The 21,855-nt window shown below is 59.3% G+C and carries 24 protein-coding genes; 9 read left to right on the forward strand and 15 right to left on the reverse strand.

Translation table 11 applies throughout. From position 1 onward, the window contains the following. Positions 1-62 precede the first annotated feature (62 nt). Positions 63-719, forward strand: coding sequence for an SDR family NAD(P)-dependent oxidoreductase (locus tag H7C18_RS23330; protein ID WP_185131516.1), 657 nt, complete (start codon positions 63-65; stop codon positions 717-719). Here H7C18_RS23330 and H7C18_RS23335 read toward each other — a convergent pair. Continuing rightward, positions 716-2,002 (reverse strand): adenylosuccinate synthase, encoded by a 1,287-nt coding sequence (locus H7C18_RS23335; protein WP_185131517.1) that lies wholly within the window; start codon positions 2,000-2,002, stop codon positions 716-718. The genes H7C18_RS23330 and H7C18_RS23335 overlap by 4 nt on opposite strands. Positions 2,003-2,118: 116 nt before the next feature. Between H7C18_RS23335 and H7C18_RS23340 the strand changes: the two genes are divergently transcribed. Continuing rightward, positions 2,119-2,997, forward strand: a complete 879-nt coding sequence (locus H7C18_RS23340; protein WP_185131668.1) for a LysR substrate-binding domain-containing protein — start codon at positions 2,119-2,121, stop codon at positions 2,995-2,997. Positions 2,998-3,071: 74 nt separating this feature from the next. Here H7C18_RS23340 and H7C18_RS23345 read toward each other — a convergent pair whose 3' ends face one another. The 6 genes from H7C18_RS23345 to H7C18_RS23370 all read right to left on the reverse strand — a co-directional run bounded on the left by H7C18_RS23345 (position 3,072) and on the right by H7C18_RS23370 (position 7,362). Next, positions 3,072-3,434 carry a hypothetical protein gene (locus H7C18_RS23345; protein WP_185131518.1) on the reverse strand — a complete coding sequence of 121 codons (363 nt, stop codon included), beginning with the start codon at positions 3,432-3,434 and terminating at the stop codon, positions 3,072-3,074. A 138-nt stretch (positions 3,435-3,572) separates the two neighbouring features. Continuing rightward, positions 3,573-3,824: a YVTN family beta-propeller repeat protein gene (locus H7C18_RS23350; protein ID WP_185131519.1), complete on the reverse strand. Its 252-nt coding sequence runs from the start codon at positions 3,822-3,824 to the stop codon at positions 3,573-3,575. Further along, positions 3,821-4,795, reverse strand: coding sequence for an NAD-dependent epimerase/dehydratase family protein (locus tag H7C18_RS23355; RefSeq protein ID WP_185131520.1), 975 nt, complete (start codon positions 4,793-4,795; stop codon positions 3,821-3,823). The genes H7C18_RS23350 and H7C18_RS23355 overlap by 4 nt, the downstream gene beginning before the upstream one ends. A 108-nt stretch (positions 4,796-4,903) precedes the next feature. Continuing rightward, positions 4,904-5,425 carry a TetR/AcrR family transcriptional regulator gene (locus H7C18_RS23360; protein WP_185131521.1) on the reverse strand — a complete coding sequence of 174 codons (522 nt, stop codon included), beginning with the start codon at positions 5,423-5,425 and terminating at the stop codon, positions 4,904-4,906. Between the two features lie 176 nt (positions 5,426-5,601). Beyond that, positions 5,602-6,504 (reverse strand): aldo/keto reductase, encoded by a 903-nt coding sequence (locus tag H7C18_RS23365; protein ID WP_185131522.1) that lies wholly within the window; start codon positions 6,502-6,504, stop codon positions 5,602-5,604. A 51-nt stretch (positions 6,505-6,555) separates the two neighbouring features. Then, the gene (locus H7C18_RS23370) at positions 6,556-7,362 is read right to left on the reverse strand and encodes a PaaX family transcriptional regulator C-terminal domain-containing protein (RefSeq protein ID WP_185131523.1); all 807 of its coding nucleotides are present in this window, start codon (positions 7,360-7,362) and stop codon (positions 6,556-6,558) included. Positions 7,363-7,481: 119 nt separating this feature from the next. Here H7C18_RS23370 and H7C18_RS23375 point away from each other — a divergent pair, with 119 nt between their 5' ends. Both H7C18_RS23375 and H7C18_RS23380 read left to right on the forward strand, forming a co-directional pair. After that, entirely contained in the window at positions 7,482-8,171 is a 690-nt protein-coding gene (locus H7C18_RS23375; RefSeq protein ID WP_185131524.1) for a metal-dependent hydrolase, read from the forward strand. Positions 8,172-8,200: 29 nt separating this feature from the next. After that, entirely contained in the window at positions 8,201-9,121 is a 921-nt protein-coding gene (locus tag H7C18_RS23380; RefSeq protein WP_185131525.1) for an AEC family transporter, read from the forward strand. Positions 9,122-9,143: 22 nt separating this feature from the next. On the opposite strand, the gene H7C18_RS23385 is transcribed toward H7C18_RS23380, so the two are convergent. From H7C18_RS23385 to H7C18_RS23395, 3 genes are all read right to left on the reverse strand, one after another. Further along, positions 9,144-9,944, reverse strand: a complete 801-nt coding sequence (locus H7C18_RS23385; protein WP_337913895.1) for an RNA polymerase sigma factor — start codon at positions 9,942-9,944, stop codon at positions 9,144-9,146. A gap of 91 nt (positions 9,945-10,035) precedes the next feature. After that, complete coding sequence (locus H7C18_RS23390; protein WP_185131527.1) at positions 10,036-10,623, reverse strand: TetR/AcrR family transcriptional regulator; 588 nt, start codon at positions 10,621-10,623, stop codon at positions 10,036-10,038. Between the two features lie 24 nt (positions 10,624-10,647). Next, a complete protein-coding gene (locus H7C18_RS23395) occupies positions 10,648-11,478 on the reverse strand; it encodes an alpha/beta fold hydrolase (protein WP_185131528.1) in 831 nt (276 codons plus the stop codon). A gap of 212 nt (positions 11,479-11,690) precedes the next feature. Here H7C18_RS23395 and H7C18_RS23400 point away from each other — a divergent pair, with 212 nt between their 5' ends. Beyond that, a complete protein-coding gene (locus tag H7C18_RS23400; RefSeq protein WP_185131529.1) occupies positions 11,691-12,077 on the forward strand; it encodes a hypothetical protein in 387 nt (128 codons plus the stop codon). Here the strand turns inward: H7C18_RS23400 and H7C18_RS23405 are convergent. Then, a complete protein-coding gene (locus H7C18_RS23405; protein ID WP_185131530.1) occupies positions 12,074-13,087 on the reverse strand; it encodes a hypothetical protein in 1,014 nt (337 codons plus the stop codon). The two genes, H7C18_RS23400 and H7C18_RS23405, sit on opposite strands and share 4 nt — an antisense overlap. Before the next feature lie 235 nt (positions 13,088-13,322). Here H7C18_RS23405 and H7C18_RS23410 point away from each other — a divergent pair, with 235 nt between their 5' ends. Further along, positions 13,323-14,450 (forward strand): NHL repeat-containing protein, encoded by a 1,128-nt coding sequence (locus H7C18_RS23410; RefSeq protein ID WP_185131531.1) that lies wholly within the window; start codon positions 13,323-13,325, stop codon positions 14,448-14,450. A gap of 40 nt (positions 14,451-14,490) precedes the next feature. Here H7C18_RS23410 and H7C18_RS23415 read toward each other — a convergent pair whose 3' ends face one another. From H7C18_RS23415 to H7C18_RS23425, 3 genes are all read right to left on the reverse strand, one after another. Beyond that, positions 14,491-15,150: an HD domain-containing protein gene (locus tag H7C18_RS23415; RefSeq protein WP_185131532.1), complete on the reverse strand. Its 660-nt coding sequence runs from the start codon at positions 15,148-15,150 to the stop codon at positions 14,491-14,493. Positions 15,151-15,163: 13 nt separating this feature from the next. After that, a complete protein-coding gene (locus H7C18_RS23420) occupies positions 15,164-16,636 on the reverse strand; it encodes a protein adenylyltransferase SelO (RefSeq protein WP_185131533.1) in 1,473 nt (490 codons plus the stop codon). A 69-nt stretch (positions 16,637-16,705) separates the two neighbouring features. Then, the gene (locus H7C18_RS23425; protein ID WP_185131534.1) at positions 16,706-17,275 is read right to left on the reverse strand and encodes a TetR/AcrR family transcriptional regulator; all 570 of its coding nucleotides are present in this window, start codon (positions 17,273-17,275) and stop codon (positions 16,706-16,708) included. Between the two features lie 171 nt (positions 17,276-17,446). On the opposite strand from H7C18_RS23425, the gene H7C18_RS23430 reads away from it, so the two are divergent. Next, positions 17,447-18,901, forward strand: a complete 1,455-nt coding sequence (locus H7C18_RS23430; protein WP_185131535.1) for an MFS transporter — start codon at positions 17,447-17,449, stop codon at positions 18,899-18,901. A 582-nt stretch (positions 18,902-19,483) separates the two neighbouring features. On the opposite strand, the gene H7C18_RS23435 is transcribed toward H7C18_RS23430, so the two are convergent. After that, positions 19,484-20,038, reverse strand: coding sequence for a GNAT family N-acetyltransferase (locus tag H7C18_RS23435; protein WP_185131536.1), 555 nt, complete (start codon positions 20,036-20,038; stop codon positions 19,484-19,486). A gap of 285 nt (positions 20,039-20,323) precedes the next feature. On the opposite strand from H7C18_RS23435, the gene H7C18_RS23440 reads away from it, so the two are divergent. Beyond that, entirely contained in the window at positions 20,324-20,815 is a 492-nt protein-coding gene (locus H7C18_RS23440; RefSeq protein WP_238357902.1) for a nucleotidyltransferase family protein, read from the forward strand. An 82-nt stretch (positions 20,816-20,897) separates the two neighbouring features. Further along, positions 20,898-21,812, forward strand: coding sequence for a helix-turn-helix domain-containing protein (locus H7C18_RS23445; RefSeq protein ID WP_202887312.1), 915 nt, complete (start codon positions 20,898-20,900; stop codon positions 21,810-21,812). The last annotated feature ends 43 nt before the right edge of the window (positions 21,813-21,855 follow it).

Below are 21,855 nucleotides of genomic sequence, written 5' to 3' on the forward strand. Positions count from 1 at the left end.
TCATATTGCCTAATCCCCATTGGAATGATAGAGTATTGAAAAATCCAAAAGGAGGATGCCTTATGAGCAAGCCGATTCTGGTTATCGTTGGAGCAGGGCCCGGGGTCAGCGCGGCGGTCGCGCGGAAGTTCGGAGCGAACGGATTTCGGGTGGCTCTCGTTGCGCGTAAGCAGTCGACGCTCGATTCGCTGGCAGCGGAACTGGACGGTCAAGGAATCGAGACTTTGCCCGTCACGGCGGATGCGACCCGGCCGGAGACGATCCGCGAAGCGTTCGAGACCGTTCGGGAGCGGTTCGGCTCTCCGGACGCGCTGCTCTACAATGCGGCCGTTATCTCGCAATCGACGGTCTCCACGCTGGAAGAGCAGCGGCTGATCGAGGAATTCCAAGTTAATGTCGTGGGCGCCCTCACGAGCGTCAAGCAGGTCGTGCCGGAATTCGTGAAGCGGCGCCAAGGCACGATTTTCGTCACGGGGGGCGGCATCGCCATCTCGCCCAATCCGGAGTACGCTTCGCTGTCGCTCGGTAAAGCCGCGGTTCGCTCGCTCGTCTATTCGCTGGCAGAGGAGCTAAAACCGCATCATGTCTACGTCGGCACCGTGTCGATCGGCGGCCACGTGGCCAAAGGCACATTCTACGACCCGGACCGGATCGCCGAGAAGTATTGGGATCTGTACCGGTCGCGGGACGAAGTGGAGTATTTGTTCGCTCAGCCCTAAACGTTCCGTTCGATCAGCTGCTCCCGTCTCGGACCGACGGATACGGTCGCGATGCGCACGCCGGTGGCCGATTCGATCCATTCTACGTACCGTCTCGCCTGTTCGGGCAAGTCTTCATATCTTCTCGTCCGGGATATATCGCAGCGCCACCCGGGCAGGCGCGACAGGACCGGCTTGGCCGCGAACAGTCGGCCCGTGGACGGGAACCGGTCCACGATGCGGCCGTCAGCCAGCTCATAGGCCGTGCACACGGGAATCTCGTCCAGGTAACCAAGCACGTCCAGGTTGGTGAGCGCCGCTTCGGTCGCTCCCTGAACGAAGCATCCGTACCGCGTGGCGACGGCATCGAACCAACCTACCCGCCTGGGCCGGCCCGTCAATGCGCCGTACTCCTCGGCGTCGCCGCCTCTCGACCGCAGCTCCTCCGCATCCGCCCCTTCCAGCTCCGTCACGAACGGCCCGGCTCCCACGCAGCTGGAATACGCCTTGACCACGGCGATGACTCGAGCGATCGCCGCCGCGGGCAATCCCGCCCCGACCGAAGCGTGCCCGGCCAGCGTGGAAGACGAAGTGGAGAACGGATAGATGCCGTGATCGGGATCGCGCAGCGCCCCGAGCTGCCCTTCGAGCAGGATCGATTCTCCGTTCCGGTCCGCCTCCCGCAGCAGCTCCGTCGTGTCGCATACGTAAGGAGCCAAGCGATCAGCCTCCTGCCGCAGCGTAACCAGCAGTTCGTCCGGATCGATCGGCGGATGTCCGTAGAGATGCTGTAGCAGAACGTTCTTCGGAACGAGCAGCCGCTCCAGCCTCGTACGGAGCCGCGCCGGCTCGAATAAGTCCGACACTTGAATGCCGAGCTTCGCCTGCTTATCGGCGTAGAACGGCGCAATTCCCCGCTTGGTCGAGCCGAACCCGTCCGCTCCCAGCCGGCCCTCCTCCAATTCGTCCAGCAAGCGGTGCACGCCGAGCACCACCTGAGCCCGCTCGGATACGAACAGCCTCGGTTTGGGCACCCCGCGATCCGCCAACGCCTGCAATTCCCGCAGCATCATTTCCGTATCGAGCGCAACCCCGGGCCCCAGCACGTTCGTCACATCGGGATAGAAAACCCCTGAGGGCAGCATATGCAGCGCGAACTTCCCATATGGATTCAGGATGGTATGTCCGGCGTTGCTCCCTCCTTGGAACCGTACGACATAGGACGATGTCGCGGCGAGCGCGTCGGTCATTTTCCCCTTGCCTTCGTCTCCCCAATTGGCTCCCACAATCGCGGTTACCGTCATCGACTTCCGCCTCCAGCACTTGTATTTTGGCTTCGGCCTCAGTATAGTGCTACAATTGTCATAAATAAAATTGATATTAATAATGATCACCATAAAATGAGGTAATGGCTATGAACATCGGCGTCGATCTGGAATGGTATCGCGTCTTCTACTGGATCGCCAAGACCGGAAGCGTGACGGGAGCGGCGGCGAGGCTGCATATCACGCAGCCGGCGGTCAGCCACACCATCAAGCGGTTGGAGGAGCGGCTCGGCGGCTCCTTGTTTTTTCGCACGTCCAAAGGGGTCCGGTTGACCGCGGAAGGAGAGACGCTGCTGCGCTATGTCGAGCAGGCCTTCGCCAGCGTCAGCATGGGCGAGAAGGCCGTCGCGGACATGCACGATCTTCAAAGCGGGGAGATTCATATCGGGGCGAGCGACACGCTGTGCAAGTATTATCTGCTGCCTTATCTCGAGCGGTTCCATGAGCAATACCCGAAGATTCGCATCCACGTCACGAACCGGACGACGCCGGAGACGCTATCGCTGCTGAAGGACGGGAAAATCGACTTCGGCATCGTCAGCCTGCCCGCGGCCGACCCGCAAGCGGAATTCCGGACGAGCTCCGCCATCCGGATGTGCCTCGTCGGAGGCAAACGGTATGAACGGCTGGCGGAAGAAGGCCTGTCTCTCGGCGATCTGGAGCGATACCCGCTGCTGCTGCTGGAGAAGGGCGCGGGCACCCGCGCATTCCTTGACGACTACGCGGCCCGCTACCGGGCGGTTCTCGCTCCGGAATTCGAGCTGGGCAGCATCGACCTGCTGGCGCAGTTCGCGATGCGCGGCTTCGGCCTGGCCTTCGTCATTCGCGACTACGTGACCGAGGAGCTGGAGGACGGCCGGCTGTTCGAAATCCCGCTGAGCCCGACGCTGCCGGAGCGCCAGATCGGAATCGCCGCTCTTCGGGGGGCTCCCCTGTCCGCCGCGGCCAAAGCGATGCTGGAGATGCTGCCTTGAGGCGGGCCGATCGAAGCTATGTATCGGGACCGTTCCGACGCCTGTCGGACGGCGCCGGAACGGTCCTTGCAAGGTTAGAAAGTGATAATCGTACCGCTAACGGTAACGGCGCCCAAGCCGATATTCCGGATGCGGAGCCTGAACGTGCCTGCCGGAACAATGAAGCGCAATACTTCGATCCGGGTGCCGACGAGCGTTACGCTGTTGGTGACCGGAAGGCCGGTGACGGCGTTCACGATTTGATAGTTGACCCGGGGAATTTCCCTGCTGCCGGCCGCAGGGCGCTGGCTGACGACGACTTCCCCGCCTAAAAAGTCAAAGGTCCTGAAGGCGCCCGTCACAACGGTCCGGCCGGGAAAGATAACCGGGAACCGGAACACGACCAGCCTGCGAATGGAGGTGCGGGAGCGGCCGCGAGACAATTTCAACGAACCCAAAAAATTCACCCCCCTGTCCATGCGGATGGGTTATGTTATGTGAGCGCTTCTTGTTCAGATTGGACAGGTGTGGAGGGGACGGGGGAAATGAGGCCCCATTTGTTCGAAAAGGGACCCCGGGGGTCCCTCGCTCTTAAGTTACAATGGCAGAATTGGGGTAACGGCGACCGACCTGGGCGAAAAGCCTGCCGCGAGATTCGCCGCCACCGACTGGCTGGCCGTATCGATGACGGTTACCGCGTTGATGACCTGGGAGGAAACGTAGGCAAGCCTGCCGTCGGAGGTGACCGAGACGGACACCGGTCGGCCGGGGGTCGGAATATCGGTCAGCACTTCGTTCGTAAACGTATGGATGACCGTTACGGAATTGAATATTGATTGATCAATCACTTCCTTGCAGACAAAACGTTTTTTTGCTGCATAGCGCGGACGGTTGCGGAGATCCCCGCTTCGAACGGCGTCGCCCGGGGCGGGCCGATCCTCCGTTCGTACTTCTCCCCGCTAAGCACTACCGGGTCCTCGGTCAAATACAGCATCTCGAGCACTTCCCTCATCACCGGCACACCCATGCCGAGAAGGGCGAGCCCTACTCGCTTCAGCGGGATGACCGGCTTGGCGCGGCCGCTCGCCCGCCGGGCCAAACGGACGATCTCCCGGCCCGAGATCAAGCCGGCGCCCGGTATATTCCAGTTCTGACCGAACGCATCATCCCTGCCGGCCAGCTCCACGATCATGGCGGCCGCGTCCGGCAAGTAGACGAACTCGCGCGGCACCTTCATATTGCCGATGAAAAAGGCCGTCTTGCCCGCCGCGATCGCTTCGAGCGTCGAACCGAGATAGGACGCCTCGTTGGCCGTCGGGCCGTAATAATCCGGCAGCCGGGCGATCAGCGTTCTCGCCCGCGTCCACCGCGGATCGAACAGCATATGCTCGAAGGCAAGCCTTACCTTGCCCTTCCTCGTATGCGGCTGCTTCGGATGGTCCTCGGTTACCCGCTCCGTCTGCCTTCTTCCATAGGGGTAAATGCCGTCGACCGCGACCACCTTCAGCCCGAGCCGATCGGCGGCTGCCATGACCGATTCTCCAAGCGGAATCAGCTTGCTCGCCATTTCATGGTACGGAACGTTCGCGCAGTGGAACAGGACGTCCGTTCCTTCCGCGGCCGAAGCCACGTCGTCCGGGCGAAACGCGTCTCCGACCGCGAGCGTCAGGGCTTCGGGCCTCCCCAATCTGTCCGCAAGCTGCTCCAGCTTCCGTCGGGACCGGCCGAAGGCGACCGTGCGGATGCCTCTTCCGACCAGTTCCTCCGTAACCGCCGCTCCCGTTCCTCCCGTCGCTCCAACGACGATTGCCTTTTCCATATTCGGTCACCTCTCGCTTAAATTGTGATTGATCAATTACTAACTTGAAACCAATATAACACCCGTTTATTGATTGGTCAATAACTCAACCTGAAAAACCTTCCGCGTTCATTTTTCCATCAACTCGGGCATGCCCAAAGCCGCGGAAACGTTGCACAGCATCCCCCTCGCCAGAAATAGCATCGTGCGCTCCTCGGCATTCGGTAATTCCGCTCTGCAGAAGGAATCGAGCACGATTCGGCGAACCTCTCCAAATCCGTTGCGCATCGCTTCCCGGATGACGTCTTCCCCGATCGTCTGAGCTTGCATTTGCAGGAAAACCTCGTTCCGATGGGATTGCAGAATGTCTTCGTAGGCCTTGGTCAGAGCCGTCTCCAGCCGTTCCGGCGCGGCAGATTCCGCCACTTTGCGGAACGCGTCGGCAACTCTCGTCCACGAAGCTTCCAGCGCCGCCAGCAGCAGCTCCTCCTTGGTCGAGAAGAACCGGAACACGTACGGCTGCGAGATGTTTGCCCTCTGCGCCACTTGCGCCGTCGTCGCCCTGAAGTACCCGGTCTCCGCAAACACCTCGATGGCCGCCGATATAATCTCCGATTTGCGGTTTACCGCGATCGATTCCGATTTGGCCATGGTTCTCCCGCCTCGCTTGATGGTTAGTGATGGATCAATTTTAGTATGAGTATATCGGTTAGGGCGCGGCCTTGCAACTTCCGCAGCGCACTCGTGCCGACCAAAAGACCGCGACAGTCCGCCCGCAGGCGGACCCGCACGGTCCAAATGTCCGCTCGGCTCGTACCGATCGGCCATTATCGATGCAGCGCATATCGATTCGCCTTGCTTAGACGGCGAACGGTCTGCACCTCTTCTTCCGTGAGCGGCGGCGCGTCCGCGGCGGCAAGGTTCTGCAGCAGCTGCTCGCGGGAGCTCGCGCCGGGGATGGCGACGGCTACCGCCGGATGGCTGAGCGAGTAGCGTATGGCCAGCTGCGTCAGGCTGCGCCCTTCGCTTGTCAGCTGTCCCAGCCGTTCGCGAAGCGAAATGAGCTCCTCCAGCTCGTAATCCGGCACGCCTTTGACCGGCTCGCGACGAGCCGCCAGCGCTCCGCCGGCCAAGGGCCCCCTCGCAATGACGCCGATCCCTTTCTCCCGGAGCAAAGGAAGCACCTCCTCCTCCGCCCGCCGATCCACGATGCTGTAGGCGTTCATGACGCTCGCGATCGCGGAGCGCGCGGCATATTCCCGGATGACGTTGGGGCGGATCGAAGAGATTCCGTACTCCCGGATGACGCCCTCCCGCTTCAACTGCTCGAACGCTTCGATCGTCTCGTCGATGGGGTCGTCGATCGTCCCTCCGTGCAGCTGGTAGAGATCGATGTAGTCCGTGCCGAGCCGGCGCAAGCTATCCTTGACCGCCGACAGAATGTACGTCTTGGACGGATCCCATACCCATCCGTCTTGTCCGGGAATGCGCCGGTTGCCCGCCTTCGTGGCCAGCACCACCCGGTCGCGCCGCCCCCGGATCGCTTCGCCGACCCATTCCTCGTTGCGTCCGCCGTCGTACAGATCGGCGGTGTCGAGGAAGTTGACGCCCCGCTCCAGCGCCTCGTGAACAAGCGCAACCGCCTTCCGTTCCTCCGTCCCCAGCGACATGCAGCCGAGTCCGATCTCTCCGACGATCAGATCGGATCGGCCCAGACGGTTCATTTTCATGCAAGATCAACTCCCGCTTATGAATGTGGTGCGACTGCCGGTGCAGACGGATCACTCGTGCAAGAAACGGGCGACGAATGCGCGATAGGAGGAGCGAACCGGAATGGCGTTCGCCAGCCGGACCAAGATCTCCTGCATCTCCCGCAAACATGCTCTTCCGAGCCAATCCTCCTCCAGCAGCTCCTCCGGCAGCATCGGATCGCTAAGGCTCAAATCCGCGACCAGTTCGCCCAGCTCCAGAAACCGAACGAACAAGTTCAACCCATCGTCCGGCTCGTCGAACAGCGGGGCGATCGCCGGCCGGAATTCGGTGCGGAGCCAATCGATCTTGACCCGATAGACCTCATTCAGCTCGTCCAAACGCCATATTTGTCTCGCTTGGCGAGACGCAGGGGCCCCGTGAACGAAAACTCCCCTCGCTAGGGTCACGCGGCCTTGCAAGCCGTAGTTTTCCGCGACACGAAGGATTTCCCCCGCGTAATCCCATGGCGAGACATAAACGCTCTTGTACATCGCTCCGAATCCGAGCTGCAGCAGATCGTTCCTGAACGAATCGCGCTTCTTGCGCTCAGATTCCGGCACCTCAAAGAGAACGCTCAGCCACTGGCCGTCCCAGCGTTTGTCGAGCAAGAGCGGCTTTCGGTTGATCGTGTTCATGAAATCGAGACCCGGCTGCGTAATCGAATAAGAAGAGCGCTCGGGCGATAAAACGTAGCCGTCCTTCTTCAACCGTGCGAGCGCATTCCGGATGACTTGATGGTCGATGCCCCGTTTTTCGTAAATCTCAACGAGTTGCCTTACATCGATGCTTGCAGCGGAGGAGAGAAGGAACAGCAGCTGCTTCTCCAACGACAACAAGACGTCTCCCCCTTTTATCGTTCAAATAAATGCGGAGGCAATTGACAGAATAAGTCTATTGATTATAATATAAAAAACAACGTTCGTTGCATAAATTATTATAAGAGGAGATCCGCGCCATGCATATTCGATTTCACGGCCATTCCTGTGTCCAGTTGACGTCGGTGACACATTCCGTTCTCATCGATCCTTTTGTCACCCCGAACCCGGCTGCCGTTACGAAAGTGGAGGACATTCGCGTTCAGTACGTTCTGCTGACTCACGGTCATGATGATCATATCACCGATGCGGTTTCCGTTGCAAAAGGAAATAACGCTCCGATCATCGCGGTAGAGGAGCTGGCCGAGCTCCTGGAAGGGCAAGGAGCCGAGACGGAAGCTATGCACGCGGGGGGCGATTGGGTTTTCCCGTTCGGACGCGTTTATCTGACGCAAGCCACCCATACCTCATCCGTGCGCAAAGCGGACGGACAACGGCTTTACGCCGGGGTTCCCGTCGGTTTCGTCGTCGAAATGGAAGACAAGGTCGTTTATCACGCCGGGGATACGGGGCTGTTCGGGGATATGCGATGGATTGGCGAGCGATTCGGGATCGACGTTGCCTTTCTGCCGATCGGGGGCCGGTTCACGATGGGACCGGACGATGCGTTGCAGGCCGCGGAATGGCTCCGCGCCCGGCATGTCGTTCCGATTCATTACGGAACGTTCCCTTCCATCCGCCAAGACGGGGAGAGCTTTATACGGAAGCTGGCCGGCAAGGGAATCGCGGGAACGGAGATGAAGCCGGGGGACGAATGGGAAATGCGCTAGCGGATTGCACATGAAAGGAAGGGTCGACGATGTCCATCTTCTATACGTTTTATCACATTATGTTCCCTATCTTGGTTCCGATCGGAATCGGCGCTCTTCTTCATCGGCGGTTTAAGTTCGAATTAAGCAGCTTCTCCAAGCTCATATTGAACTATTACGTTCCCGCGCTCGCATTCGTCAAAATCTACGAATCGAAGCTGTCGTTCGGGCTGGTCGCCTCCGTGTTCGGTTTCCTGCTCCTGCAATTCGCCGCCGTCGTGTCCGTCGGCTATGGAATCAGCCGCGTCATGGACTACTCCAAACCGATGACCGCCAGCTTCTCCAACAGTGTCTGTCTGACGAACAACGGCAACGTGGGCATTCCCGTCAACGCTTTGGCTTTTAAGCAAGACGCCTTCGCGATGTCCGTTCAGGTCATCGTGGTTGTCTTCGAGCTGTTCACCACGTTTACTTTCGGACTCGTGAATGCCAGCAAAGCGACCGCAGGACTTAAGGGCGCTTTGGCGCAATTCGCGAAGATGCCGGTCCTTTACGCGATCGCAGTCGGCGTATTGCTGCAAATATGTCGCATTCAACTTCCCGAACCGATCGTGACGCCGCTGGATCAGATCGCCTCCGGCATGCTCTCTTTCGCGCTTGTATCGATCGGCGCCCAGCTCGCTTCGGCGAAGCTGCAGCTGAACACCTCGGCCGTTCTGCTGAGCAGCCTCGTACGCCTGGTTATCTCGCCGGCATGCGCCTTCGCATTCATCCAATTGCTCCATCTCCACGGGATCGCGGCGCAGGCATTGATGATCGCCAGCGCGATTCCGACATCGCGCAACAGCGCGGCTCTTGCGCTCGAGTACGGCAACGAGCCCGCCTTCGCCGCCCAGGCCGTGCTCGTCTCCATGCTGCTCGGCAGCGTCACGCTTACCGTTGTCGTCGATCTGGCCATGCGGCTGTTCTGACCGTCAAGGTCCAAGCCGCGAATCAGGGCGGGGGAGCCAGCACTTTCCGGCGGGGAAGACCGAGCTCCGCCCGTCTCTGCACGTACAATCCGATGGAGATGCGAATGCGCTCCTGGCGGACTTTGGCCCTCGAACGGGACAGGCTGTTGTAGACGTTGGCCGTCGTGGTGCCGAGCAGCTTCGCGATCTCCGCCGGCGGCAGTTCCCCGAAGAAATGCGCCTCGAAAATCATGCGTTCCCGCTTGGACAGAATGCGAAGCAAGTCCCGAAGGCCCTCCAGCATATCCCTCCGCATCAAGCACTCCGACGGGTCCATGCGGCGCTGCGCTTCGAGTTCGGCAGTCGTCTGCAGCCGGAACAGGATGCGGTCGATATTCGTCCAGTCCGTCTCGCCATCTTCAGCCGCGGGGGCAGGCCGCATTCTCCCGCCGCCGTCCGGCCAGCCGGAGAACGGCCTCTCTTTGGCATAAGGCCCGCCGCGGCGAAGCTTCATGAGCGCCTGGTTCCGCACGATCCGGCACAGCCAAGGGTTGAACTTGCCCGTGTCCATCAGCGAGCCGAGATGGAGGAACGCGCGAATCAGCGCATCCTGCACGATGTCCTCCGCCAGATGGGGATCGCGGACCATCCGGTTCGCCACCCCGAGCGCCTCCGCCCGATATTGGCGGACCAGCTCCCCGAACGCCTCCCGGCTGCCTTCGCGCGCCCGCTCGATCAGCTCGCGTTCGGAGAGCCGGGGGCCGGGCTCTTCCTCAACGTCGTCCCGAATGAATTCCGGATGACTCCATCGTACGGCTCTGTCTGCTCTCCGCTCCGCCGCCACGTCGCCGACTCCCCTCATTTTCGCCTCAAGCCGATTCGGCCCTTCCTTGGACGGATGCCGCAGGATCGCGAAACCTATCGTCCGTCCGCAATTATTTCGGTTTGACGATCGTCCGCATGACAAACTCCGCGTTGGGGATCCGGTACCCTTCGCCCAGCACCATAATCCCCGAGAGGATCGAGAAGTAATTGCCGACGATCTCCTCCGGATCGCCGTCCGCGATCTCCCCCGCCTGCTGGCCTTCCTTGAACAAAGGCAGCAGCCGGTCGATATACGCTTGCAGCGGGTATTCTTTCATAAGCCGGCCGGCCTTCTCCGGCACGCCGTCCGAGTGGGCGGCCTGGTAGATGAGCATGAAATACGGCGTATTCTCCTTGCTCAGAATGTGCTCCGTCAGCAGCCGGATCCGCTCCAGAGGGGAGCCGGGCAGTCCGTACAGGCCCTCGATGGAGGCGATCGACGTCTCCACCGCCCCCTGGATGAGCATCGAGAACAGGTCGTCCTTCGTCTTGAAATAGTGGTAAACAAGCCCGTGGCTGATCCCGGCTTCCGCGGCGATCATGCTCATCTTGGTTCCGATAATCCCCCGCCGGGCGAAAACCTTAATGGCTGCCTGAACGATCTGATCCTTGCGCTCGTCGCGAATTTGATCCAGCTGCTCTTCCCTTAATGGCGACATCGTTCCTCATCCTTTGATTAGGCGTTAGCTGATTAGAAACTGCCGAACACACTGAGACACTTCCGCGGGCGACTCGCCGTTCTCCGGCGACAGATGATGGAGCTTGGGAATCGAGAGCGTCCGCGAACGCCCGATCGTCCGCTCCAGCTCTCCGGCCATGCGATGAACGGATTCCGGGCTTTTCCCGCCCGACAGGACGAGCACGTCCGCCCGGATCTCCCCGTACCTGGGATACGTGGACGCCAGACGCCTGACTTCCCGGTGCTCGTTCAGATTCTCGGACAGAAGCCGCAAAATCCGGCTCCAATGGTTCCCGCGGATGACCATCCTCAAGATGAGTTTAGCATACCATTTCGGGAGCCGCGACAGCGGCGTATGTCCCGCGCCCCGCACGAACGCTGCGAACGCCGCCCGATAGTCTCCCCGGTTCATGTCCTTCTCATATTCGGACAGCCAATTCCAGTCCGCCGGTTCCGATTGAACGACGACTCCCGGCTCATAAAGCGCGATCTTGGCGAACGCCGAAGTCGCCATGGCCGCCTCCAGCGCGGCCAGCCCTCCGTAGCTGTGGCCGAAGAGGTAGACGGCTCCCGTCGCTTCCTGCACAGCGAGAAGATCCTCGCGCTCCTTGGCGATGGAGTAATCCGGCCCCTGCGGCCCGCTGCCTCCGCGGCCCCGGCGATCCACGATATGAACCGTGAAAGAATCCGACAGCTTGCCGGCGAGCTCGGTGAATTCCTCCGATGTGCTAAGCGCTCCGGGGACGACCAGAAGCCCGGGGCCGCGGCCGAAGCTTCGATAAGCGATCGTGGTTCCGTCCTTCGACGTAACCGCGTTATAAGAATTTTTAGTCATTGGGCATCACTCCGTTTTTTTTGATTGACTAAATCAGTCAACAATAGAATATGCGAAATGCGTACCCGTGTCAACCTCGAAATGTCTACCCGCAGATAGACCGCGTCCGCTTGCGAATCCTGCCGCCGATAGACGCGGCCGGGACCGGCGGGGAAGTATGATGAAGTCAGTTCAAACGAACGAAAAATAAGAAATGCGGAGGCGACTGACAAATGAAAAGCAACAGAATGGTACGGATGGCCGGAATCGCGTTTATTCTCGGATTGGTTTTCTCGTTTCAGACGACGGGGCTTGGAGAGAAGGAGTGGGCGATCCTTGCCGGCTTCGCGATCTTGGGGTTCTGCGCCGGTGCGGTACAGGCGCAAGCGATCTTGAAGGCACGGCAAGGCGCCATGAGCAAAGCGCTGCGGAACGTGCTCGTCGTCCTCTCCTTCGCGGTGCTGTTCGCCATCAAAGGCATCGTCGCTACCAGCATCGTCTCCCATCTTCAAAATACCGGCGACTCCCTGCTCGTGCAAATTTTCTTCTCGATCTTCGGTCTGTTTCTCGCCCGCGGGCTCATTCTGGGAAATTCCTCCAGGAAACCCTCGGCCGTTTAATGAACCCACTTCTCCGAATGGTAAGCCTTCATAAAGCCGAGGAAAGACTCCAGCGCCTCGACGCCTCTCGTCTCGGCTTCCCTCGCTTGCGCAAGCAGCGCGGCGGCCCGGTCGGCGGTCTCCGGATCCTTAGGGGTTCCGCCCTGCGGAAAAGGAAACAAGGCCCGAAGCTCGGCGAACGCGGCGGCCACGGCTTCATACTCCGCGGCGGCCGCCGCCGCATATTCGCGAACCTTGCGCTCGACGAAGTTGCTCCCGTCCCACTTGACGGCGAGCTCGCGCAGGAACCGGGCCGCGAATTCTCTCGCGTCGCCGATCACCGCCGCGTTATACGCGTTGCCCAATTCGTCCGCCGCGCGATCGTTCATGACCCGGATCCAGGCATCGTAGCCGGCCAGGCCCATCGCGAACCGGTCCTTGAAAAATCCGGCGTCGTTCCACTCTCGTCCGCGGGCATGGTCGACGATCATATCCAGCGCCATCCGCAGCATTTCGTACTTCGAATGGGGAAGGCTCTCGCTGATCGTGATCAGAAACAGCACGTGGATTCTCGGATTCGCGAACTTGGCGTAGGGGATCGTGCCATCTTGGGATTTGTCCTTGGCGTAGAACAGCTGCTTCTCGTCATCATAGCCGTAGATCAGCCCGAATTCAGGCTCGAACAGGTCCACGGCAATCGCCGGCACGCCCTTATCGATCGTCTCGTGAATCAGCGCCATCGTCTTCTCCACGAGCTCCGGCGTCGCCGGCGCTTGCGCCTCCCCCATATTGCTGATAAAGCCCAGATTGCATAGATTGCGGCGAAGAATGTACCCGCCGGGAAAAGAAGTCGGGCCTTCGATGCCGACTCGCTGCCGCTCGATGTTCATGCGGAAGGCATGTCCGGTCAGGCCCATCACGTCCACGAGCGACAAATATTTTTTGTCCGTGTAGCTCACCGCGCCGTGGATGGCATAAGCCGCGGTTGTCCAAGTCTCTTCCCAATCGTCCTTGCGTTTGATTTCCGTCATCCGGACCGTTCCTCCCTCGAACCCTGTTTTTTCGGCTCCTATGCAGTCTGATGCCGCAAGCGGGAGAAATCTATCATCGGCTTATCAGCTTCTCCGCGACGATCTCCGTCGTCAGCCCGGCGATGCCAAGCTCCGTCCGTCCCCGGTCATGCCTGCTCTTAGAATCGGTTCATGAATATTTAGGGCCGGCGTCGAATAGCCATGATTTCCGTAAGTGAATTCGAGGAGGGAACGAATGAAACGTCGATTCATCGCTTGGGCCGTCTTGCTGCCGATGTTGATGCTGCTGTCGCCGCTGCAAGCATGGGCCGCCGGGGGAAGCGCTGCGGCAGGAACCGGTTCCGAGACGCTTCTGTATCAGGTGAACGGAACCCTGTCGGACTTCGACCAAAGCCGCGTTCTATGGACGGAGACGGGCAATCATGCGCTCTGGCTGATCGACCGCAAGGACGGGAGTCAGATCAAAGTGTTTGACGCCGGCGGGTCCGGCACTGTCGATCAGGCGAAACTAACCGCTCAAGGCGTCGTGTTCGCCTCGGCCGGATCGGCCCGTTATTGGGAGAACGGCACGGTGCGGGAGCTCGGCGTCAGTCAGAGGCTGAACGCGGCCAAAGGGAATTTTGCGGTATTTTCGAGCGTGGTCGTCGACTTGGGGACCGGCCGGATCCGTTCGCTGCCGAACTCGGGTTTTCAGAATGCGAACCGGTTCGATCTTGCGGCTGACGGCACGGTCGTTTATACGGATTCGACTTACACGTCGAAGCTGTACCAATCGCTGGCCGACGGAACGTTGACCGCTTGGGTGCCTCCCAATCCCCCCTATACCGCCTATTCCGGGGTGCTGACGGACGGAACCAACCTGATTTACAGAGTTCTCAAGTATACGAGCAGCGGAGAAAAGTGGTCTTTGCGCTTCCGCGATGGGGCCGGCCAAGCGACGGAGCTCGCGCTGAATCCGTTTCTCGGGGACTACTTCGACAACAGCAAGCAGGCTTTTCAAATCCGCAACGGCTGGGTCGCTTATAAAGCCTACGATAAAGACAAAGGCCACTGGATCTTGTACGTCCGGTCGCCGGAAGGCCCGACCCGGCAAGTTTACGAGGGTCCCTCTTCGTGGTCGGTCATGGATATTTTCAGGCGTCTCAGCCTCAACGAGCTCGGAGCGGACGGCTCGGTCGTGTTCACGGCCGATAATGTTGCCTACTACGCTTCGGCTCAAACGAACGGACTTGTGCGTCTGCCCGGCAGCTCGGGAGAATATCGCTACCTGGAGCACGTTGTCGGCGGGCCGGGCGGGACCGAGTATCGGCTCGGCGCATGGTACCGGCTCTCCGGCGATTCGTTGTACGGAGTTCAGGTTTAATACGGAAAGGCAGCGGCGATCGTTCGTCCGCTGCCTTCCTTCATACGGTGCCGTCCCACTCCGACCGGAACTGCTCCAGGTATCGCTCCATGAACCGGTGCCGTTCCTCGGCGATTCGCATCGCGGAAGGCGTGTTGATCCGATCTTTGAGTTTCAGCAGCTTCTCGTGAAAATGATTGATGGCCGTGCTCTTCCCTTGACGATACTCCGCCGGGGTCATCGAATCCCGAGGCGGCAGGGAGGGATCGTAGATCGGATGCCCCTTCCAACCGGCATATAGAAACGTTCGGGCGATCGCGATCGCTCCGATTGCATCCAGGCGGTCCGCGTCTTGGACGATTTTCCCCTCGAGCGTGCGCATCGGGGGATTGGCGCCTGCATTGTACGACATCGTGGAGATGATCTCGATGACGTGCTCGCGATCGTTCCCTTCGAGCGGCTGTCGTTGAAGCCAATCGCCAACCTTCTTTAGCCCGCTCTCCTTGGACTCGTTCAGCTTCTCGTCCGCCACGTCGTGAAGAAGGGCGGCGACCGTGCAGACGAAAAGATCCGCACCTTCGCCGACCGCCAATCTCCCGGCCATTCGCGCGACCCGCCGGACATGCCACCAGTCGTGCCCGGTGTTGTCATGCTCCAAGACGGATCTGGCAAAATGCTCGGCGGCGCGAACGATGCTCCCTTGCTCTTCCGTTAGCTCCAACAGGCTCTCCTCCCTAAGTGCCGCAGAACGTTCGATAAGGCACGGCGGATTCTTCGGGCAATGCGCAGTACTCCTCTTGTTCGGGAGAATGGTCGTACGGATGGGCCAGAACGCCGAGCAGGCGCTCCATCACGCTGTAGTCCCCGCGTTCCGTCGCCGCGGCCAATGCTTCTTCCACCCGATGGTTGCGGGGGATGACCGCCGGATTGCTGCGGCGCATCAGCTCTTCGGAGGAGACTTCGGATTCCGCGTTCCTCCCCTGTCTCGCGCGCCACCGTTCCCGCCACTGGACGAACTCCGGCGTATCGATCGGCGCCGAGCCTTCCCGGCTGCCGATCGTGAGAGAACGGAAGGTGTTGGTGTAGTCGGCACGGTGTTTTCGCATCAAATCAAGCAGGCTCTCGATCAGCGCTTCATCCTCCGCCTCTTCGCCGGTCATCCCCAGCTTCGCCCTCATTCCCGTCAGCCAATGGCTTTTGAACTGCGGGCCGAATTCGGCGATGGCCTCCTCGGCCAGACGAAGGGCCTGCGTCTCGTCGTCATGAAATAGCGGCAGCAAAGCTTCGGCCAGTCTCGCAAGATTCCATGCGGCGATATAGGGCTGATTGCCGTAAGCGTAGCGGCCCTGAACGTCGATGGAGCTGAACACCGTCGCCGGGTCGTAGACATCCATGAAGGCGCAGGGCCCGTAATCGATCGTCTCCCCGCTGATCGCCATGTTGTCGGTGTTCATCACTCCGTGAATGAAGCCGACCAGCTGCCATTTCGCGATGAGCGAGGCCTGGCGCTTGATGACTTCCCGCAGAAGAAGGAGGTAGCGGTTCCCATCCTCCTCCTTGCCGATATCCGGATCATGCCGCTGCAGCGCATAATCCGCCAGCGTCCGAAGATCCTGCTCCTCTCCCCAATTCGCGGCGAATTGGAACGTGCCGACCCGCAAATGGCTGGCCGCGACGCGGGTGAGCACCGCGCCGGGCAGCTCGGTCTCGCGAAGGATCTCTTCGCCGGTCGTCGCGACCGCCAAGCTGCGCGTCGTCGGGATGCCGAGTCCGTGCATGGCTTCGCTAATGATGTATTCCCGCAGCATCGGCCCCAGCGCCGCGCGGCCGTCTCCCCCTCGGGAGTACGGCGTTCGGCCCGAGCCTTTCAGCTGGATGTCCACCCGCTTGCCTTGGGGCGTGATCTGCTCTCCCAGCAAAATCGCGCGGCCGTCCCCGAGCATCGCGAAGTGCCCGAACTGATGCCCCGCGTAAGCCTGAGCGAGCGGGAGAGCTCCCTGGGGAATCCGGTTGCCCGCGAACGTCTCCGCCCCTTCTTCGCTCCTCAGCGCTTCGGCTTTTAGCCCCAGCTCTTTGGCCAGAGCCTCGTTCAGAATCGCCAGTTTCGGCAAAGGTACGGGTGTCGGTTTCTGTCTGGCGAACAGTCTCTCCGGCAGACGGGCGTAGCTGTTGTCGAAGTTCCACCCGGCATCGTTGGTCGTGGTCATCGTATCCTCCCGGATGCTTTCTTTTTCCAGCTTATTATAACCCGCTATCTCCGCTCTAAAAAGGCAGCCTCACGCAATCTGCCCGTCGATCAGCGCCAATGCGGTGACCGAGAACAGCTCCGGCTTGAAATCGGCCTTGTTCATATAAGCGACCATAGCGGCTCCGCTCCACACCATGCGCAGCTTATCGGACAGCTCGCGCGGATTCGGGAGCCCGGCTTCCTCGGCCATGTCCGCCATCCGGTCGAACACTTCGTTGCGGCATTGAAGCGCTTTGATATGGCATGGATGATCGGTCTCGGGGAACTCCACGAGCGTATTCATGAAGGCGCACCCTCGATACGCAGGCCGCTTCATTCGCTCCGCAACATACTCGATCAAGAAACGAAGCTGCTCCAAGGCCGACTCCGGACGTTCGCGGCGCGCATGCTCGATATGGCCGAGACTGCGCGACAGGTGATGCTCCAAGTAGGCGGCGACCAGATCGTCTTTGGTCGGGTAGTTCCGATAAAAGCTGGCCTTGGCCACGCCCGACTCCAGAATGATTCGGTCGATGCCGACCGCCCGCACGCCTTCTTGATAAAACAATTCGTTGGCCACCCGCAAAATGCGCTCTTTCGCGCTTTCCTTTTTTTCCATCGCCGACCTTCACCCGCCCCTATTTATTTTCCAAAATTTTCGCTGTTCCCGATTGACATGAGACAGATCTGTCTGTATCATCAGACCATGATATGAGACAGAACTGTCTACCTCATTTTACTGCGGTTGCTGTCTCGGATCAACCCGATATCCCGAGAGAGGTGTAAAAAAGTGAGTCACGCAAGCCCAACAACCCCTTTTATCGATCCGAGAAGATGGTTATCGCTCTCCATCGTGATTCTGGCTACGTTTATGGTCGTGCTGGATACCTTTATCGTGAACGTTGCGCTTCCTTCGATCGCGCAGGAGCTTCATGCCGATTTTTCCGAACTGCAGCTGATCGTCGCCGCTTATGTGCTCGGGTATGCCGTGCTCTTGGTGACGGGCGGAAGATTGGGAGATCTGTTCGGACGCAAGATCATGTTCCTCGTTGGCGTCGCAGGCTTCGTCGGGGCGTCGGCCTGGTGCGGATTGTCCGATTCGGCGAACATGCTGATCGCCGCGAGGATCGCCCAGGGAATCTCGGCCGCCGCGATGGCGCCGCAGGTGTTGTCGATCATTCAAGTTATGTTCCCTGCGGAAGAGAGGGGTAAAGCGCTCGGCATTTACGGCGGCGTACTCGGCCTTGGCGCCATCGCGGGCCAGATCGCCGGCGGCTTGCTGCTGAGAGCGGATTGGTGGGGGATGGGCTGGAGGCTGGTTTTCCTCGTGAACGTTCCGGTCGGAATCTTCGCCTTCGTCTTCGCGCTCAAGATGCTTCGGGAATCGCGCGCGCCCGAGCGAAAGCGAGTGGACTTCGTCGGCGTCGGTCTGCTCGCGGCCGGGCTCGGCTTGTTCATCTATCCGCTGGTCGTGGGGCAGGAACGAGGGTGGCCGCTGTGGACATACGTCGATCTCTTCGCCTCTCTTCCCCTGCTCGCGATCTTCGTTCGCTACGAGATCGGACTTCTCCGCCGCGGATCTTCGCCGCTGCTTCCCATGACGCTGTTCCGCGAACGGTCGTTTCGGATGGGGATGGGAATCGCGCTGGCCTTCTACAGCGGAAATGCCGCGCTCTATTTGCTGCTGTCGGTCTTCATGCAATCCGGCAGAGGCGCCGCGCCGCTTCAATCCGCCTACGCCTTCGTTCCGCTCGCGGCCGGCTTCTTCGTCGCTTCCTTGCTCTCTCCGCGGTTGAAAAAGCGCTGGGGCAACCGCATATTGATGGCCGGAGCGCTCCTGATGGCCGTCGGCTATCTGTTGCTGATCGGGGTTGCGAACGGGTTGACCGGCTTGGGAATCGGGGAGATGTTCGTCCCGCTGCTGATCGCGGGCCTCGGCCAAGGCGCGGTCGCCGCGCCGCTGATCCAGACCGTTCTCAGCGGGGTCCAAGGCCCTCATGCCGGCGCGGCGTCCGGCGTGCTGAACACGTTCACGCAGGTCGCCCAAGCGATCGGAATCGCGGTCATCGGCACCTTGTACCAATCGCTGCTGGAGCACTACGGCGGCGAATCGTCGGCCGATCCCAGCATTCGCACGATGCAAGGGGCGCTTACCGCCATTCTGCTCCTGGCCGCGCTGACTTTCCTCCTGCTGACCCTTCTCGGCCGCAAACGGAAGGAAGCCGCCTCGCAAGTCGCCGCGTAAGCAGGCGCCCTAAAGGCCGAGCGCTCGCCGCGCTCGGTCTTTGAGGTCTTTCTTGGTCTTTCTTGGTCTTTCTTGGTCTTTGAGGTCTTTGAGGTCTTTGAGGTCTTATTCGGTATTACTTAGTATTACTAAGTTTCTCCGCACCTCGTCCGAGGTTTTTGATCTGATTTCAGACTAATTCCGCTCCTTCTCGCTCCCGCGCGCCGCTTTTAGTTTGATTTCAGACTAACTTCGCGCTTCCACCCTCTCACACGCGACTTTTGCTCTGATTTCAGACTAATTCCACACTTCTAACCTCTCACAAGCGACTTTTAGTCTGATTTCAAACTAACTTCGCGCTTCCACCCTCTCACACGCGACTTTTGCTCTGATTTCAAACTAACTCCGCACTTCTACCCTCTCACACGCGACTTTTAATCTGATTTCAAACTAACTCAGCACTTCTACCTTCTCACATGCGACTTTTAATCTGATTTCAAACTAATTCCGCGTCTCCACCCTCCCACACGCGACTTTTAGTCTGATCTCAAACTAATTCCGCGTTTCCACCCTCCCACACGCAGTTTTTGCTCTGATTTCAAACTAACTCCGCCCCTCCGGTCTCCTGAAGTCAGACTGAAGAAGCCCATAATACCTCAAATCCTCATACCCCTCTCCCTTCCGGATATGCTGGCGCAGAACCCCCTCGTGCTTCATGCCGATCTTCTCCATCACGCGATAGGAAGCCGGGTTCCGAGTCATCGCCGCCGCGAAAACCCGGTTGAGCTTCAATTCTTCAAACGCAAACTCCACAACGCGCGAAGCCGCTTCCGTACCATAGCCCGCGCCCCAATAAGGCTTGCCGATCCAATACGCCAGTTCCGCCGTGCGATGAGACTTGTTGATATGCAGACCGACAATCCCGATAAAAGCCCCGTCCGAGTCAAGAGTCACGGCGAACGAATAGCCGTCTCCCCCGGCCGCCGCCTCGCGTCTCGCACGGATAAATGCGGGGGCCGAGCCTGCCGGATACGGATGAGGGATGCCCAACGTCGTATCCGCTACTTCTTTGTCCCCGGCCAAAGTCTCAATCGCTTCCGCATCGCGAAGCTCAAGCGCGCGCAAAATCAATCGTGCCGTTATCATGACCTCCGTCATGCAGATCCCCCCATGTTCATGCCGTACCTTGAACCGACCGAGCCCTTCCCTTTCAAGATCCATACACTTTATACGGATCTGAAAATTCTGTCAACTCATTTGCGAATCCTACACTGTTACCATTCGAACGTCTGTTCTATAATGAAGCAGAAAGGGGCTGCGGCGATGACCGCTTCAAGTTCGGCTCGAAATCAAGATTCTTTAAGCCAAACCCAGATAGACGCTCTTATTCGGATCGTTCTAACGAACCCTCTCCTGAATACCGTTTTCCGGAAGACTCCCCATTTGAACTTGCCGGAATATTACATAGGAGCAGGCTGCATCGCCCAGTCCGTCTGGAATCATTCCTTCGGGATGCCGATCGATAACGGAATACGCGATATCGATTGGGTTTACTATGATCCGGATCTTTCGTACGACAAGGAATGCGAGGTTATCGACTCTGTCCGGCGGGAATTCGACTCTCTCGCCGTCCGCTTGGACATTAAAAATCAAGCCCGTGTCCATCTGTGGTACGAGCAGCATTTCGGATATCCGATCGAACCTTTTTCGTCGCTTGAAGAAGCGATCCGTACCTGGCCGACGACGGCCACCGCGATTGGCATGCGCATGAACCCGAACAAGGAGTGGAAAGTGTATGCGCCATTCGGATTGAGCGACCTCTTCTCCTTAACCGTAAGGGCAAATAAAGTCCAGATTACCGAAGAGATTTACGAGAGGAAAATCAACCGGTGGAAGGCGATATGGCCGGGCCTTACGGTTATCCCTTGGGAGTAAGCCTGCGTGTTTTTCGTTAACCCACGGAGCAAGGCCTGTGCTAAAATTTATAGACAGGGCTACTATTCCCAGGGGGTGTCCCGTGACGACAACCGGCAGCAACGAAACACCCGGCTTCGTTCCCAAATCGCTTGCGATCGAGTTTGACGTGCGCCAGTTGGTGTCGCTGCACTATTTCGAATTCGCCAAAGATTTCATCTTCAGCGGAGAGAGACACGACTTCTGGGAGTTTCTATACATTGATAAAGGCGAGATCGAAGTCATGGCCGACACGACCGGCTATAAGCTGAAGCAAGGCGACATGATCTTCCACCGGCCGAACGAGTTCCATAGCGTTTGGGCCAACCGGAAGATCGCCTCCAACGCGATCGTCATCTCCTTCGTCTGCGAGTCTCCCGCGATGTCCTTTTTCGAAGGAAAGGCTTTCTGCCTGGAGAATCACGAGCGCAACCTCATCGCGGAACTGATCCGCTACGGCTTCGCCGCGTTCGAACCGCCATTCGACGATCCGACCCTGCACGACCTCGTAACGAAAGCCGAAGCTCCGGCCGGCGTCGAGCAGCTGATCAAGATTCATCTGGAGCTGCTGCTGCTTATGCTGCGATCCAGAGGCAACGCCATGCCGGGAACCAAGCGGCTGTCCTTCACGGCCAAGGAACGGAGCGAGGATGAGATCGTGCGCCGCGCCATCCGGTTCATGGAGGATAACGTGCAGCGGAATCTATCGCTCGAAGAGATCGCGAGCCGTCTCCATATCGTTCAGTCGCATCTGCATGCGTTGTTCAGGCAGAAGGTGGGCATGAGCGTCATGCGCTACTTCAAGAACATGAAGATTGAGACGGCGAAGTTGTTGATTCGCGAAGAAACGAGCAATTTTACGGAGATAGCCGACCGGTTAGGCTACAGCAGCATCCATTCCTTCTCCCGCCACTTCAAGAACGTAACCGATATGACGCCTTCGGAATACGCCCGTTCCGTTAAGGCGAGGGTTACATAGTGGTGGAAAAACGGCGCTTCAAACCATTGCGGGACTGACCCCC

The organism is Cohnella zeiphila (assembly GCF_014212055.1).
In the GTDB taxonomy this organism is placed as follows: domain Bacteria; phylum Bacillota; class Bacilli; order Paenibacillales; family Paenibacillaceae; genus Cohnella; species Cohnella zeiphila.